Annotated in this window: 14 protein-coding genes and 1 pseudogene; 11 read left to right on the top strand and 4 right to left on the bottom strand. The window is 43.2% G+C overall.

The features are described 5' to 3' along the window. Window positions 1-169: 169 nt before the first annotated feature. Together L6472_RS10465 and L6472_RS10460 are read left to right on the top strand one after the other, a co-directional pair. Window positions 170-856, top strand: a pseudogene (locus L6472_RS10465) (KilA-N domain-containing protein); the annotation flags it as partial. An 11-nt stretch (window positions 857-867) separates the two neighbouring features. Further along, a complete protein-coding gene (locus L6472_RS10460) occupies window positions 868-1,626 on the top strand; it encodes an NYN domain-containing protein (RefSeq protein WP_094389646.1) in 759 nt (252 codons plus the stop codon). 185 nt (window positions 1,627-1,811) lie between these two features. Here L6472_RS10460 and L6472_RS10455 read toward each other — a convergent pair whose 3' ends face one another. The 3 genes from L6472_RS10455 to L6472_RS13670 all read right to left on the bottom strand — a co-directional run bounded on the left by L6472_RS10455 (window position 1,812) and on the right by L6472_RS13670 (window position 4,360). Beyond that, a complete protein-coding gene (locus L6472_RS10455; protein ID WP_237804854.1) occupies window positions 1,812-3,410 on the bottom strand; it encodes a hypothetical protein in 1,599 nt (532 codons plus the stop codon). Between the two features lie 63 nt (window positions 3,411-3,473). Beyond that, entirely contained in the window at window positions 3,474-3,803 is a 330-nt protein-coding gene (locus tag L6472_RS10450; protein WP_237804852.1) for a hypothetical protein, read from the bottom strand. 359 nt (window positions 3,804-4,162) lie between these two features. Further along, window positions 4,163-4,360, bottom strand: coding sequence for a hypothetical protein (locus L6472_RS13670; RefSeq protein WP_370640912.1), 198 nt, complete (start codon window positions 4,358-4,360; stop codon window positions 4,163-4,165). A gap of 296 nt (window positions 4,361-4,656) precedes the next feature. Here L6472_RS13670 and L6472_RS10445 point away from each other — a divergent pair, with 296 nt between their 5' ends. Next, a complete protein-coding gene (locus L6472_RS10445; protein ID WP_237804850.1) occupies window positions 4,657-5,523 on the top strand; it encodes a hypothetical protein in 867 nt (288 codons plus the stop codon). A gap of 387 nt (window positions 5,524-5,910) precedes the next feature. Then, a complete protein-coding gene (locus tag L6472_RS10440) occupies window positions 5,911-7,056 on the top strand; it encodes a S41 family peptidase (RefSeq protein ID WP_237804848.1) in 1,146 nt (381 codons plus the stop codon). 104 nt (window positions 7,057-7,160) lie between these two features. Here the strand turns inward: L6472_RS10440 and L6472_RS10435 are convergent, their stop codons facing one another. Then, complete coding sequence (locus L6472_RS10435) at window positions 7,161-8,519, bottom strand: IS110 family transposase (RefSeq protein ID WP_237804846.1); 1,359 nt, start codon at window positions 8,517-8,519, stop codon at window positions 7,161-7,163. A 351-nt stretch (window positions 8,520-8,870) separates the two neighbouring features. Here L6472_RS10435 and L6472_RS10430 point away from each other — a divergent pair, with 351 nt between their 5' ends. The 7 genes from L6472_RS10430 to L6472_RS10400 all read left to right on the top strand — a co-directional run bounded on the left by L6472_RS10430 (window position 8,871) and on the right by L6472_RS10400 (window position 15,281). Continuing rightward, a complete protein-coding gene (locus tag L6472_RS10430; protein WP_237804844.1) occupies window positions 8,871-10,628 on the top strand; it encodes a DNA polymerase III subunit gamma/tau in 1,758 nt (585 codons plus the stop codon). Between the two features lie 20 nt (window positions 10,629-10,648). Beyond that, complete coding sequence (locus L6472_RS10425; protein WP_237804842.1) at window positions 10,649-10,999, top strand: septum formation initiator family protein; 351 nt, start codon at window positions 10,649-10,651, stop codon at window positions 10,997-10,999. Continuing rightward, window positions 10,983-11,369 carry a hypothetical protein gene (locus tag L6472_RS10420; RefSeq protein ID WP_237804840.1) on the top strand — a complete coding sequence of 129 codons (387 nt, stop codon included), beginning with the start codon at window positions 10,983-10,985 and terminating at the stop codon, window positions 11,367-11,369. The genes L6472_RS10425 and L6472_RS10420 overlap by 17 nt, the downstream gene beginning before the upstream one ends. A gap of 102 nt (window positions 11,370-11,471) precedes the next feature. Next, window positions 11,472-12,203 (top strand): DUF4369 domain-containing protein, encoded by a 732-nt coding sequence (locus L6472_RS10415; protein ID WP_237804838.1) that lies wholly within the window; start codon window positions 11,472-11,474, stop codon window positions 12,201-12,203. Then, window positions 12,200-13,522: a dihydroorotase gene (locus L6472_RS10410; protein ID WP_237804836.1), complete on the top strand. Its 1,323-nt coding sequence runs from the start codon at window positions 12,200-12,202 to the stop codon at window positions 13,520-13,522. The genes L6472_RS10415 and L6472_RS10410 overlap by 4 nt, the downstream gene beginning before the upstream one ends. Beyond that, entirely contained in the window at window positions 13,519-14,298 is a 780-nt protein-coding gene (locus L6472_RS10405) for a vitamin B12 dependent-methionine synthase activation domain-containing protein (RefSeq protein WP_237804834.1), read from the top strand. Before L6472_RS10410 ends, L6472_RS10405 begins: the two co-directional genes overlap by 4 nt. Then, window positions 14,295-15,281 carry a metallophosphoesterase gene (locus L6472_RS10400; protein ID WP_237804832.1) on the top strand — a complete coding sequence of 329 codons (987 nt, stop codon included), beginning with the start codon at window positions 14,295-14,297 and terminating at the stop codon, window positions 15,279-15,281. The genes L6472_RS10405 and L6472_RS10400 overlap by 4 nt, the downstream gene beginning before the upstream one ends. The last annotated feature ends 6 nt before the right edge of the window (window positions 15,282-15,287 follow it).

The raw sequence follows: 15,287 nt of genomic DNA, 5'->3' as shown, positions 1-15,287 counted from the left end.
CAAAACTGGCGGGAAGATATAATAACTTTTTAAAGACATAATAACAGGGGGAAAGACAGAATAACAAACGAACATACTTTTTTTTACGAACATACTTTTTTCGAACATACCTCTATTAAAGATATAATCGCTCGGTCACTTGGACCGCTTTCTCGGAAATAAAAAGAATAGATGGCTCAGTCTGAAAAGTACGATTGAGTATCTTGGAGAATGGGAAATGCTCTACAATCCAAATTTTAATTGTACCGAATTCGGTACATTTAGAAATATGGCGGGCAGTAATAACTTTGTTCTGTCAGTCAAGACATGGATAGAAAAGACAGGTGCCATTGGTATCTTCTCTAAGGCTGGGCGATATGGTGGCACTTACGCACATCGCTATATTGCCTATCACTTTGGCATGTGGATAAGTCCTAAATTCCAACTGCTACTGGTCAAGGAATACCAACGGCTGAAAGCTGAGGAACAAAAAATGTTGGGATGGACTGCCAAAAGAGAATTATCCAAAATCAACTACCATATACATACTGATGCCATCAAGAGCCATCTGATACCAGAAGAAGTGACCCCAGCACAAGCCAGTATCATCTATGCAGAAGAGGCAGATGTGCTTAACGTGGCCATGTTTGGGATGACCGCCAAGCAATGGCGAGAGGCAAATCTAGACTTGAAGGGCAATATCCGTGACTATGCCACCATCAACGAACTGATATGTCTGTCGAATATGGAGAATATCAATGCTGTGCTTATCAATGATGGAATGCCGCAGGGCGAAAGACTTTTGAAACTCAATCAGATTGCTATCCAGCAAATGCAGGTGCTTGAAGGAAACAACAATAGAAATATGTTAAAATAGATGTCAAGATTATGAGTACAAACAAAGAAAACAAATTAGCCGTACTATTTGATGCTGACAATGTGCCGTATTCTCGTGTTAGGGAAATGTTGGATGAGGTTGCCAAATATGGCAACCCTACTATAAAGAGGATTTATGGAGATTGGACAAAACCCTCTGTGTCTGGTTGGAAATCAGTTTTGTTAGAGAATGCAATAACACCTGTTCAGCAATATAGTTATACAACAGGGAAAAACGCTACTGATTCTGCTATGATCATTGATGCAATGGACATCTTACATGTCGATCAAGTTGATGGTTTTTGCATCGTGTCGAGCGATAGTGACTTTACTCGTTTAGCAACAAGATTGAGAGAAGCTGGCAAATTTGTCATTGGTATGGGAGAAAAGAAGACGCCTAAACCCTTTATTGTTTCATGTGACAAGTTTATCTATATAGAAATACTTGGCAATAATGAAACTCAAAATGTGCATGATAGCAAAACGACCAAAGAAGTTTCTAAACCAACAAAAGTCAAAGATGCTATTGGAAATGACATAATAAGTCTTCTAAACCAGTCAATAGATGATTTGGCAGATGATAGTGGGTGGGCATTTCTCGCTGAAGTTGGGAATCTTATACTCAAAAAGAAACCAGACTTTGACCCTCGTAACTATGGATTTCCTAAATTGACTCCTTTAATTGAATCTTGTAAAACTCATTTTACGATAGATAAGAGAAATTCTGGAGATAGCCGTATCAAACATGTTTATGTAAAGCGGAATGGCTAATTAGTTTAGCAAGAGAACAGTCTGTTGTATCAAAATTTGAACAATCATCAACAAGATTTGTATATAAGACAGAATGTGACATTTCTTTCGTGAGGATGCGTTGGCAATTTGTGGCGGCATCCTCACGATTAGTTTTTATAATAAAACAACGTTCTTCTGATAATGTTCACTTATGTTTTTGCCCGTCAATTATAGTCCCTCATGTAGAAATTATTATTATCGATTTCAGACTTGATAGCCTCATATAATTGACTTGCATAGAATTCCCGTTGTTTTTCAATCCCCATCGTGGTATGTTGTCCGTCTCTTTGAAGTTGTTGAAGAATCGCCTCGTATTCTATTTCATTATCAAGCCTTCTGCTCCAAAACAGCTGCTCTTCCGATGATAATTTGTCCCACTGTGTCTCACCATTTCCTGAGAAATAATAGATAAGTTCGAATACGCATGAGTTGTTGTCACGAGAAATCCAATCGCTACTAACTGTTTTAACTTTTGTTCCAAAGAATCCTTTCGTCTTTATCTCTTCAATAAACGTTTTTTGCTTGATTACACTGAAAAATTTAGCAAATGAACTCAAATTGTTTCTCAATGTAAATACCATAAGGGTATTGATGAATGGTAATTCTTCTTGGGAACATCTTTTCCTGTATTCAAATAGTAAGTAATACAACCAAAAGCCGAGAGGTGCTTTTATCGGAATATTTTCCCCATACATCATGTTCATGAATGAAAGAACGATGGTTAGTGGAAACTGGTATTCACAGGGTAATTTTAAAGTAATCTTCTTGTTGTTATCAATCTTCTTAATTGTTGTAACCATCAGATTTGTAACCGATTCGTCTCCTGTAATGGCTGCAACAGCATAAGATCCGCCAAGCCCCCAACGACGAATCGTTGTTGCCATACTCATTACCGTATCAATAACAAGCCTTTGATAAATCTCATCTGATGGTGTGAACTTTTTATATTCATCAGGATACAGCAATACGCATTCATCTTTTTTCTCGTCAGTAAATCTTTCATAATTACATCTAATGTAACTATGAAGATTCCTTGCATTCTCTTCATCACCAATTACTTGTAATTTAGCAAGCCCTGTACCCTTTTTGAGGTCATGAACAAATGCCCATACTAAAATCTTTGTATTATATGATTTTAAATAGGAGGATTCCAGATAGACCTTTTGGTAATCAAATATTTCATAAAGATCAAATTTGTGAAGACGTTCCATTTTACGTGGTCTATTTAATAATAATGAGAACACTCCAATTCGCTCCTTGGAAACCGATGCCTCAATGCACACCATTCCAATCACGTTGTCTTCATTAATCATTCCTTCAATTAACCAATCTGGAAGATTATTGGGGTCCTCAAAAAAAGAAGGCATCCTTTTGTAAGAAAAAGGTTCAATACCATGTGTACCTTCTCCGTCTTCATCAAAAAATTGATAGATTTTATGGCAAGCTAATTTGGAATAGAACGTATATGTCATTCCAATATGTTTGTCTTCTACGTATGTGTTATAAAACCTTGATGATGATTTCAAATACAGCTGTGGAATTAGGTCATCAGAGCCATGTAAATCAACATTTGGTATTATTTTGTCCTCTTTTAGGAAAAAGCCTTTGTCTAAATCCCAAAACATTGGACAGGAATCATAAACATATGAAAATTGATTTGTCGCCAATACGGGACATGCATATAGAGGTTGCATGTTGTCGTAATCTTGTAATAAGGAATCAAAAGAGTTCCTTTCGCTATCGAGAAATTCTTTTATTGACATATTAGTAATGCTTATAGTATTGTTAAAAACTATGGTTTTCGCTAATAATTCGACGGCTTGAATTTAAAACACAGAACCATCTAAATGAATTTTTCTCTTTATATCATCAGCGAAACCATCAAAAGTGTTGTAATGCGTATTGGGTTTCCAATAATCCATACCTAACACTTTTGCTTTCACGTCTTCATATAGGTATTTATCCATAAGTGTAATAAACACTTCTGAATTATTGTTCTCGGTGATTTCAGAAGTCATCCCGTCGGCTCTGTTTGCCACAATGACGATACACTCACCATATCCATCAAAATGCGTTGTTGACAATCTTACAGGAAGATATCTGTTCGCTATTTCAAAATTCCAATCTACATTGGAGGTACTTACATTAATTTGCATTATGAATCAGTTTGAATTTTAAGTATAATATGTCAAAAATCTCCTTTATATTGCAATGGTGCTGAAGTCGTGTTCATATCTTAAAAAAGGCGCAGACATTCGCCATACGTCACACGGTTCACCACAAACCACCTTCAAATATGGGAAAGCTGCGCCCGTTTGGGTAGCAGTCCCAATAATGAAGGTTTGCTCGTATATCAACGGTGGTGATTGTGTGACTATCGAGCAATATGTCTTGGAAAACGTACAAATACGAAATCCGTGTGTAAAAATAGTAAATTTAAACGAGATTCCAATCGAAAATGAAAGAAAATAGCAAAAATACATACCAATAACAAGAAAAGGAATAGGTTTAAAGCCTATTTCCCTTCCTTTGAGTCTCTTTTTGAGATAATCCAAACTGCTCCATAAACCATTGGGCAATGGGCGTCTCGTTGATAGAACAATCGCTTGTTATTATCTTCTATGGTAACGAGTTTCAAGAAATGACTCCACGTTAATGTTTGCGATAGTGTCGCAAACATTTCTTCGTCGCTATAAAATCGAGCGACTTTCATCATCCCAGCGTCACTCGCTCACCTTTCAGCAATGTCTCTCTTATTGTTTTTTCGTCCATCTTCATATTTCGCTTGCAAAGTTAATCAAATTGGGGAAATTTTACACTTCAAATTTATGAATCAAGTGCCTGTTCCCATGATTCACGAGGGAAGAAAAGTATAGCTTTTCAGACACTAAACAATAGCTTTTCTTGAAGAATTCCTGCCATTTCTTTGTCTAACGTAAAAAAATATGTATATTTGCGGCATAAAACTATAAACTGAGTTACAACACAAAGAAACAATCCCCTTGAGCGATGAATATAAAGAGTATATTAACTGTCCCTATGATTGCCAAAATGAGGCGCTTTGTGGTGAAAACGTTCCTTTATATATTCTTTTTAGTCTTATTTTTCTTTGTATATATAACATATCAGATGCTATCACCTCTTTCGCATATAGACGGCGGTGCATATATTGAAATACTTATCGTATTATTCTGTGTTATAATCTTCTCCTTATGTTATTTCTTGCCTACGGCATGGATAAGGCAAAGGGCACTCTGGTTGACGGATAATCCCAATCCAGACATTTGGAAAAGTGGGAAAAATACTGTATATAGTTTCTATGATGAAGAAAGACAACTATGTTATGAGTATAGTAGAAAAAGAAAGCAATTCCGTATTGATGCACTTATGTTTGTAAATCCAGGGTGCTATGAAAAGGAGTGGGAAAAACGAAGTCGCAAAATTCGTATGCGAATGGAGCAAACAGCTATTCCTCATGATGGCGAGATTTTTGTGTGCTCTGATTGTATGTACTTCTCTACGAGTATCAGATTAGCAAAAAAGCATGCAACAAAAGATAACCTATGCAAAATTCGCGATATCATGGTTGAGATGAAGAAGGATGACTTCGATAGCCCCTATTACGTATGTCGTTCGTTAGAGGGTGATACCGTGTATATTGAATATGAAAAATACAAGATATCTCGACTCCTGCTCATTTGCGGAGACCAAAAGGAACGTTATGATATCCATGATGAAACAGAACCATCAGATGATATTTCAAATATTCTCGATATTCTATATGGTGATGAGGAGTGCCTTGAAGAACTAAAGCCAGAAAACTTCATTTCTCAAGAGGAGTTTGAAAAGGTATGGGAGACTGATACGGAGAAATAGCCCTATGTTTTTTCTCCCTTCTAAATAACCTTATAAAAAAGTCTTCCTTGTTTTGTCCTAATCTGTATAGGTTCTGTTATAGTGACTTTTATGGGTATCGTTGCTATGTGGGGAGTTCTGCTTGGCTAAAAGCAAATAATTAGAGGATTAGGTTGATAATTATAGAATGGCCATTGTGCATGGATGAATAATGAAAAAGAAATTTGAATACTATTTAAATGGCATACATTATTGTTTATGGCTTGGCGATATATAATTTGAAGATTTTAGTGGGAGAACAATAGTTTTTCTTGAAGAATTCCTGCCATTTCTTTGCCTGACGCAAAAAAAATATGTAAATTTGCGGCATAAAACTATAAACTAAATACGTATTAGGAAAGCAATCTTATGAAGAAAATTCTATCCGCTCTGTTCCTTGTTGCGGCATGGCAGATGGCACTGGCTCAGAATGTGAATATGTTTAAGTTACTCAGCGATTCTGCATACCAGACGAAGAGTGAATATCAAACGGGTAACAAGTACCAGAAGGATGCCATCATGTTTATGGACATGGTGGCCGATACACATCCTTATTATATTAAAGAGGTGCGACGCGCAGAATGGTTTGCCAAGAAGCCGGCGCTGCTTGAGCAATGCAAAGATCTGGAGAATGACGAAGCCTTCGTCGATGCACTCATCGAGGTGTTAGGTCCGCTCCACGACAAACATACGGACATCACAACGGTGAAGCGTATGCAAGAGGCCAAACTGAAGAAAAATCAGGATGCTGGAAACGTGGATATACCCAGTGACAGAGATATGGAACATATCATGCGTCTCCATAGGTCATATTACGACTATAGCATCTTTCCGGAATATAGTATCTGCTACCTGCAGTTTAACCAATGCGCGAATGCGTCAGACTATCCCTTCGCCAAGTTTCTCGATGACATGTTTGCCCAGATGGAGAAGGGAGGTATTAAGACACTGGTGGTGGATGTACAGTATAACAACGGTGGCAGTAGCCGACTCTGCGACCAGCTGCTGCAACATCTTTGTCCGATAGATAAGATGAAGTTCTTCACACCCTATCTGCGCTTCTCCAACCTCATGGCAGCCTATAATCCCAGAATTGCCGCTGCCAAGAAGAATTGGGAGGACGATGGGCACAAGGATGAACTCTACCAGAAACCTGCTCCCGTGATTCCAGCTAATTATGTACAACCGAAACAGTTTGAGGGACAAGTGGTCTTTGTCATGGGTAAGCGCACCTTCAGTAGTGCGGGGATTCTCCTTACGATGGCACGCGATAACCATATAGGTCCCATCATCGGAACAACATCTATCTTCTCACCCTCTCATTATGGCGAGGTGATTCCTTATAGGCTTCCTAACACGGGAGCTCTGGGTAGCATTTCCAGCAGCTACTTCGTACGTCCCGATGTGACAAAAACAGACGAGAAACACCTGGAGCCGGATGTGAAGGTGGACCTCGACGACAAGGAAGCATCATGGCGGTATATCGTCAGAAAGTATGGAACGAATGGCAAGTGATGTTTTTAGAATAAAAAAGAAACGACTTTTCTTTGTTTTGCGCTCGACTTTTCGTAACTTTGGCTTCGCCGAACTTACTTGGCACTTCCATATAACAAATTTGTTTAGGAGGCTTCTGCAAGTCTTTGGTCAAGCTTAAACAGTGCCTTTTTTGCCCGTTCTATTTTCCTGATTAATAGTTCCTTCTCGTCGCTGCCGACTAATTTTGCATTGTACTCTTGCCTGTTCTTTATCATAGTATAGAAGATTCTTGCAATTTTGTGTGCTGTTGCGACTATGGCTTGTGCAGAGCCGCTTCTTGACTTCAAACGTCTGAAGTAATTTCCCATTTCTGTTTTCTCGTCTTTGACTGCATTAGCGCACATTCTGAAAATCTGCCCCACAGGGTTCTTTCTCTTTGGCAGATGGCTTGAGAGAAGTTTTCCTCCCGATATTTTGTTGCTTGGGACGATATTACACCATTTGCAGAACTTCCTGCATGTATCGAATTTGTCTACGAAGTCATGTCCCAGTTCACCGACAAGCTGTAGCATTGAGCCTACGTTCATGCCGGGAATAGCCCTAACGTTGACTCCCCATATGTCAAAGGCATACTTTTCCATGTCGAAAGTGAGCACATTCTTATGGGCTGCGCTTTTCTTGGTCCGGACGAATTCTGTGCCTTTGGTGTCGATGGCTGCAGCATATTCCATCAGAAGCGATTCTATCTTGTTATTGCAATCCCCCACCTGTTCCTGATAGAAATCATAAGCCTTCAGGCTCTGTTCAAGCATGAACAGTACGTCATCTTCCCATGTTCCCTCAAGGGACATGGCAATGGTTTCCTTGGAGGCTTTGCACCTGCCGTCGGCCAGTTGTGACAGAGATGCCGGGTCATGGTTTCCCGCAACGATGGCACGGATGATAGCCTGGCCGGACTTTCCCGTGACATCAGAGATGACGGTTGAGAGTTTTATGTTCATCATTTCCATGGCTTTCTGCATGTGCAGGATTTCTACAGATGCGGATTCGAGCAGGTTTAAGCGATGGCGTGTGAGGTTACGTATCTTCCTGGTGATGTTCTCTGGTTGGAAACTTGGCTTGACCATTCCATAGCTGTGCATGAGCATTAGCCATTCCGCATCTGCCTCATCCGTTTTCTCGTCCATAAGATTCTTTACTTGGAGAGGATTGGCTAGGATTACATCAATCCCGGCATCCCTGAGCATGAGATACAGATTTAGCCAGTAAATTCCTGTCGCCTCCATTGCTACCGTGCGTATGTGGCAGGCATGAAGCCAGGAACAAATCTCATGCAGGTCACGAGTGAAACTCCCAAACCGGCGGTTGTTCTCCCCGTCACGGTCTTCCGGGACACACACTTGAATCTCCTTGTCGGCAATGTCTATGCCGGCGGAATCTGGATTAACAATTTTTAGGCGCAAACCTTTCTCTGTCTTGATTTTTTTTGCTTTCTTTGCCATGTGAAATGGATTTAGAGGTTAAAAACAAGCCTGTGTCCATGGGAATGTGGGTACTCTTCCATACGGCATCTAACGGCCAATCTTCATTCTACAGACAACAGAATCATACTCGGAATTGGGGTGTCAGCCCAGAGCGTAGATGATTTACTTGCTTGATGTTGCAAAGATAGTGACTATTCCTCTAATTCCCAAGGCCCTCGGCTTGCCGAGGGCTATTTGTTATTCGGGACTTCATTTTGGGCCCTGCAAAATTCGTTACTCGGAAATGAAAAGAAAAAAGAAGTTTTCCTTTTGCATTTCTCTCGTTTTTTCGTAACTTTGCCACCTGAAACTAAAAACAACGTTATTGTCATGGAATATATCGTTTCGGCACGAAAGTACCGCCCGATGTCTTTTGATACGGTGGTGGGACAGAGCGCTCTGACGACGACATTGAAAAATGCCGTGAAGAGCGGGAAACTGGCACATGCCTATCTGTTCTGCGGACCGCGAGGCGTGGGAAAGACGACCTGTGCCCGCATCTTTGCTAAGGCTATCAACTGCCAGAACCCTACGGCAGATGGTGAGGCCTGTAACGAGTGCGAGAGCTGCCAGTCGTTCAACGAGCAACGTTCGCTGAACATCTTTGAATTGGATGCCGCATCAAATAACTCGGTGGAACACATCAAGACCCTGATGGAGCAAACACGCATCCCACCGCAGTTGGGCAAGTATAAGGTGTTTATCATCGACGAGGTGCACATGCTTTCTACTGCTGCCTTCAATGCTTTCCTGAAGACCTTGGAGGAACCGCCCGCACATGTGATCTTTATTCTGGCCACAACAGAGAAACATAAGATTCTGCCCACCATCTTGAGCCGTTGTCAGATTTATGACTTTGAACGCATGACGGTGCAGAACACCATTGCGCATTTGAAGAGCGTAGCCGAGAAGGAGGGTATCAAATACGAGGAACAGGCACTGGCAGTGATTGCCGAAAAGGCTGACGGCGGTATGCGTGATGCTCTCTCAATCTTTGATCAGGCAGCCTCGTTCTGTCAGGGCAATATCACTTATCAGAAGGTGATAGAAGACCTGAACGTGCTGGATTCCGATTATTATTTCCGCATCGTTGACATGGCTGTGGAAAACAAGGTGAGCGACATCATGGTACTCCTGAACGATATTATCAACAAGGGATTTGACGGAGGATTGCTCATACAAGGACTGGCCAAGCACGTGCGCAACGTGATGATGGCTAAAAACACCGAGACACTGTCTCTCTTGGAGGTCAGCGAACAGCAGCGCCAGCGCTATGTCGAACAGGCTCAGCGTGTACAGCTGCCTTTCCTCTATGGCGCACTGAAGCTGATGAACCAGTGTGACGTGAACTATCGTCAGTCAAGTAATAAACGCCTCTTGGTGGAACTCACACTCATTGAGGTGGCACAACTGACACAGCCCGACGAGGGGGCTGCTGGTGGGCGTAAGCCCAGAAGACTAAAATCCCTGTTTAAGCAACTGATTCAGCAGACAAAGCCTCAGCAAACGGTTCAGCAGGTGACCGTGGCTGCGTCGAAGAGTCAAGACAACGGAACGGTAAGTGTTTCGGCTTCACAGCCAACTCAACCTGTGAAGAGTGCGTCGAAACCCACCTTGAAGGTGTCCAATCTTGGCATGTCGTGGAAAAACCTGCGACAGCAGAACAGCAAGATGAAAATTCTGCCAGGTACACCAGGTGTGGAGACTAAACCGCTAAACGAGCAAAACCAGTTCACGCAGGCCGACTTGGAACTGCAATGGTTAGCCATGTGCAACCGCATGCCGCAGAAATATAGTGGTATCGCGATGCGCATGAAGAACATGAATCCAGTGATTACTGAGATGCCTATCGTTGAAGTGGAAGTGCCCAACGAGATTATGAAAACAGAGATGGAACAGATCAAGGGTAGCATCATCAGCACCTTGAAACTCCATCTGCGACATAGTGGTATTGACCTACTGCTGCACGTGGCCGAGAATCTGGAAACGGCAAAGCCCCTGACACGCCGCGAGCAGTTTGAAGAACTAGTAAAAGAGAATCCATCTGTTGAGAAATTGCGAGTTGCTTTTGACTTGGTGCTCGCCTGACAACGTTAAGTAGAGAAGACATGAAAATTAAAGAAACCCTCAAGCGCATTGTGCATTTGCCCTACATGAAGTATATCGTGGTACTCGTGATAGGCTTATTGTTCATAGGCTTCCTCGATGAAAATAGTGTGTGGAACCATTTCCGCTATAAACAGCGCGTGGCTGAACTGAAGGAGGAGATAGCTGTCTATGAGGATAACTTCGAGCGCGACCAGAAAACCATTCACGAGTTGCAACACAACCCCAAAGCAATGGAACGCATAGCGCGCGAACGTTATTTTATGAAGGCGGCCGACGAGGACATCTTCGTGTTGAGTGATGATGAGATTAAACAAGAAGAAAAGACTTTAGATAATGAAAAAACAGAATAATTGGCAAGTCCTTGCTTTTCAGTTGGGGGCAGTATTGTTGTTGGTAGGTGCAGTTGGTACCGTGTTTGATTGGTTTTTAGCACCCTATGTCTATGGGGTTGGCGCTATCTTTTATACCATTATACAAATGATGGAAACTTATGATGGGCGCAATCTTACCATCCGACGCCTTCGCCGCATCATGTTGTTCAGCGATTTCTTGCTCTTGCTGACAGCCGTCATGATGTTTGCAAATTACGGAAAATTGCCTTTTATCAGTCAGATAACTTATGCACAGTATGTGCACAATAATTGGGTGGTGACACTACTCTTGGCAGCCATCTTACAGCTTTATACAACGGTCAGAATTGACAATGAACTGATTAAATAAGCAAAAAATCCCTAAAAGTTTGCGCATTTGTTTTAAAATGCGCAAACTTTTTTTTGTAGTTCAAGATATCGTTGTACTTTTGCAAAAATAGAAAATGTATTTATGAGAAAAGTTTTTTACGTACTAACCATAGTAGCAGCCTTAACTTCGTGTGCAGAGTCATACACTATTAAAGGTAGTTCTTCATTGTCACTTTTGGATGGCAGCAAGCTCTACCTGAAAGTGGCACAAAATGATAAGTTGGTAAATCTGGATTCTTGCGAGGTTGTGCATGGCGATTTTAAATTCTGCGGCGTGCTTGACAGTACGTGCATGGCTGGTCTCTTTATGGACGATCAGAGCATCATGCCTGTAGTAATGGAAAAGGGCGAAATCAGCATAACGATAGACGATACGAAGCAGCGGGTGAGTGGTACACCCCTGAACGATTGCCTCTATGACTTCCTGGACCAAATGAACCAGTTGACCGGGCGTATGGTGGAACTGGGGCATCGTGATGCACAGATGTTGCTTGATGGTATCGACGAGTCAGTCGTTGCGCAGGAGATAGGTCGTGAACGCATGAGGATTATCAGTGAAGAGGATAGTCTGGTCACGGATTTCGTGGTGAACAACTTCGATAATATCTTGGGTCCGTATGTGTTTGTCAGAAACTGTTCGTCGGTTCCACAAGTTGAGCACATCATGAGCAAGGCCACAGAGCAGTTTAAGAACAACCCTCAGGTGAAAGCTTTCTACGAGGCCGTGACGAAGTCGGATATGCCCGAGAAGGCAGACGACGTAGTGTCCGAACCAACAGACGAAGAGGTTAACAAAATCTTGGAAGGCAAATGAAAACACTTATCAAAGGTGCCACTATCGTCAATGAAGGACGTCGGTTCAAGGGATGCGTTGTCATTGAAGACGAAAGCATTGCAGATATACTGACCACTGGTGAGCCTCAGAACTTTGACGGAGAGCTAATTGATGCCTCAGGCTGCTATTTGCTGCCTGGCGTAATCGATGATCATGTGCATTTTCGTGAACCAGGACTCACGGATAAGGCTGATATGGAAAGTGAAAGTCGTGCTGCTGCTGCTGGCGGTGTCACGTCTTTTTTTGATATGCCCAACTGTGTACCTCAAACGACAACGATAGAGGCACTGCAAGAGAAATTCCAATTGGCTGCTAAGAAGAGTCACGTCAACTATTCGTTCTTCTTTGGTGCTACTAATGATAACACAGCGCTTTTCTCCCAGTTGGATATTCACCGCATTCCTGGTATTAAGCTTTTTATGGGCAGTTCTACCGGAAACATGCTGGTGGACAGAGACGAAGCACTGGAGCGTATCTTTAAGAATACACCACTCCCATTGATGGCGCACTGTGAAGATACTGCTATTATTAATAAGAATATGGAGGAGGCCAAGAAAGGCTATGGTGATGATCCCGATGTGCGTCTGCACTCGCTGATACGTAGTGAAGAGGCGTGTCTGGTTTCAACCACCAAAGCTGTCAATTTGGCCAAGAAATATAAGGCACGTCTGCATGTGGCACATGTGACGACGGCAGAAGAACTGGAACTCTTTTCACCAGGCGAAGCCGATATCACTGCCGAGGTGTGTGTGGGACATCTGTTCTTCTCGATGCTCGACTACGACCGATTGGGGACACGTATCAAGGTGAATCCTTCAATCAAGAGTCCTGTTGATCAGTTCATGTTGCGTCAGGCGCTCAGCGATGGACGTATCGCTGTGGTAGGCACCGACCATGCACCACATCTGTTGAAACAGAAAGAGGGCGGCTGCGTAAAGGCAGCCAGTGGCATGCCGATGATACAGTTCTCGTTGGTGGCTATGCTGGAGCTGGTAGATCAGAACGTGCTGACGATAGAACGGATGGTGGAACTGATGGCGCATAGTCCTGCACGACTATTTGACGTGCGCAACCGAGGCTTCATACGTAAGGGAGCGCAGGCCGACTTGGTCATCGTGCGTCCAAACAGTCCGTGGACGGTGACGCCAGATCTCATCCAGAGCAAGTGTGGATGGAGCCCTCTGGAGGGACACACCTTCCAATGGCGAGTTGAGAAAACGCTTTGTAACGGACACCTTGTATATAATAAGGGGCAAGTGGATTGCAATTATATTGGTCAGCCCATAGCATTTCGATGAAGCTCACCTACGATATTAATACGCTTGTTCCCTATATCAACTGGGTTTACTTCTACCATGCATGGCAGTTGAAACAGCCTGTTGAACAGCAAAAGATAAAGGCTGAGGCTGAACAATTCTTGATGTCGTTAGAGAATCGTTATCACGCTTATGCGTTGTTTCAGATATTAGATGCACATAGTGACGGTGATGATATCGTTCTGCTTCCTTCCAACAAACGTCTGCCTTGTCTGCGTCAACAGGATGTGTCCCCCTGCTTATCGTTAGCCGACTTTATTCACCCCGAGCGGGATAAGGTTGGTATTTTTGTGACCAGTGTGGATCGGGGAATGGAACAAGATTTTGATGCTGACCCTTATCAGAAGATGATGGCACAGCTGTTGGCCGACCGTTTGGCGGAGGCTGCAGCAGAGCTGATGCACCTTCAGGTGCGTACCCACTACTGGGGATATGCTGCGGATGAGCATCTTTCCGTGGCAGAGTTGCATCTGGAGCATTTCCAGGGAATCCGCCCGGCTGTGGGCTATCCGTCACTCCCTGATGCCAGTATTAACTTCTTGCTTGATGAATTGCTCGACATGAAGCAGGTTGGCGTGTCGCTCACAGAGAGCGGAGCCATGCGTCCTCATGCCAGCGTTTCGGGATTGATGATCAGTCATCCGCAAGCACGCTACTTCTCTGTTGGTCGTATAGGAAACGATCAGTTGTGTGATTATGCTGCACGTCGCGGCATGAACGTGGAAAAGATTCGTAAATTCTTGTCTGCAAACCTATGAAAATACTATCTCAGCTTCTCTTGATATTACTCGAGCCAGACACTTACATCTTGATAGGGTGGGTGGTGCTGATGATGCTGAGCATCTTTGTGGGCGTGATGCTCTATCTGAAACCACGTCGCAGGGTGTGCTGGAGTGTTGGCATGCTGATGCTGGTGTTGTGGATGATGTTCCTTTATGGTTTCTATATCGGAAACCAACAACTACGTGTTGTCGAGGTGGAATTTGCGAGTGCCGACCTGCCGGCAGCTTTCGATGGCTATCGCATCGTGCAGTTTGGTGACACCCACCTGGAAACTTTCAAAGGAAAACGCCGTGCATTGTTAGAGCGAGTGGTGGATAGCATCGAAGCTCAACATGCCGATATGGTTGTGTTTACAGGTGACTTGCAGAACAGACATCCTGATGAGGTGAAGCCGTTCTTAGAGTTGCTTGGCAGAGTGAAAGCCCCCGACGGTGTCTATTCGGTGCTGGGAAATCATGACTATCCCGACTATCTGGAGACAAACGATCCTTTTGAGATATCTGGCCTGACCGGGCGTTCTGTCGAGAATCATCAGTTGTTGGGCTGGAACTTGTTGTGTAATAGTCATCATTTGGTCCGCCGTGGCAACGACAGCATCGTCATTGCAGGTATGGACAATGATGGCGAGGGACGTTTCCCGCAGAAGGGTGATATCTCCCAGGCCTTGAGCCACATTCGCAGAGAACAGTTTGTTGTCATGTTGGAGCACGACCCCACATCCTGGCGCAGAAAGATATTACCCCATTGTCATGCTCAGCTGACCCTCAGTGGTCATACCCATGGTGGACAACTCAATCTGTTGGGGTGGTCGCCAGCCTCACTTTGCTATCAGGAATATGGCGGTCTTTATCAGATTGGCGAACGTGCCCTTTGCGTCACTCAAGGGGTGGGTGGTGCCATTCCTTTCCGTCTGGGCGTTCCTGCAGAAATCGTTGTCATTACACTCAAAAAGAAATAATACCAT

The organism is Prevotella sp. E13-17 (assembly GCF_022024035.1).
Lineage (GTDB): Bacteria > Bacteroidota > Bacteroidia > Bacteroidales > Bacteroidaceae > Prevotella.
The sequence above is the reverse complement of the archived record's forward strand: the minus strand, read 5'-3'. Positions and strand labels throughout refer to the sequence as shown.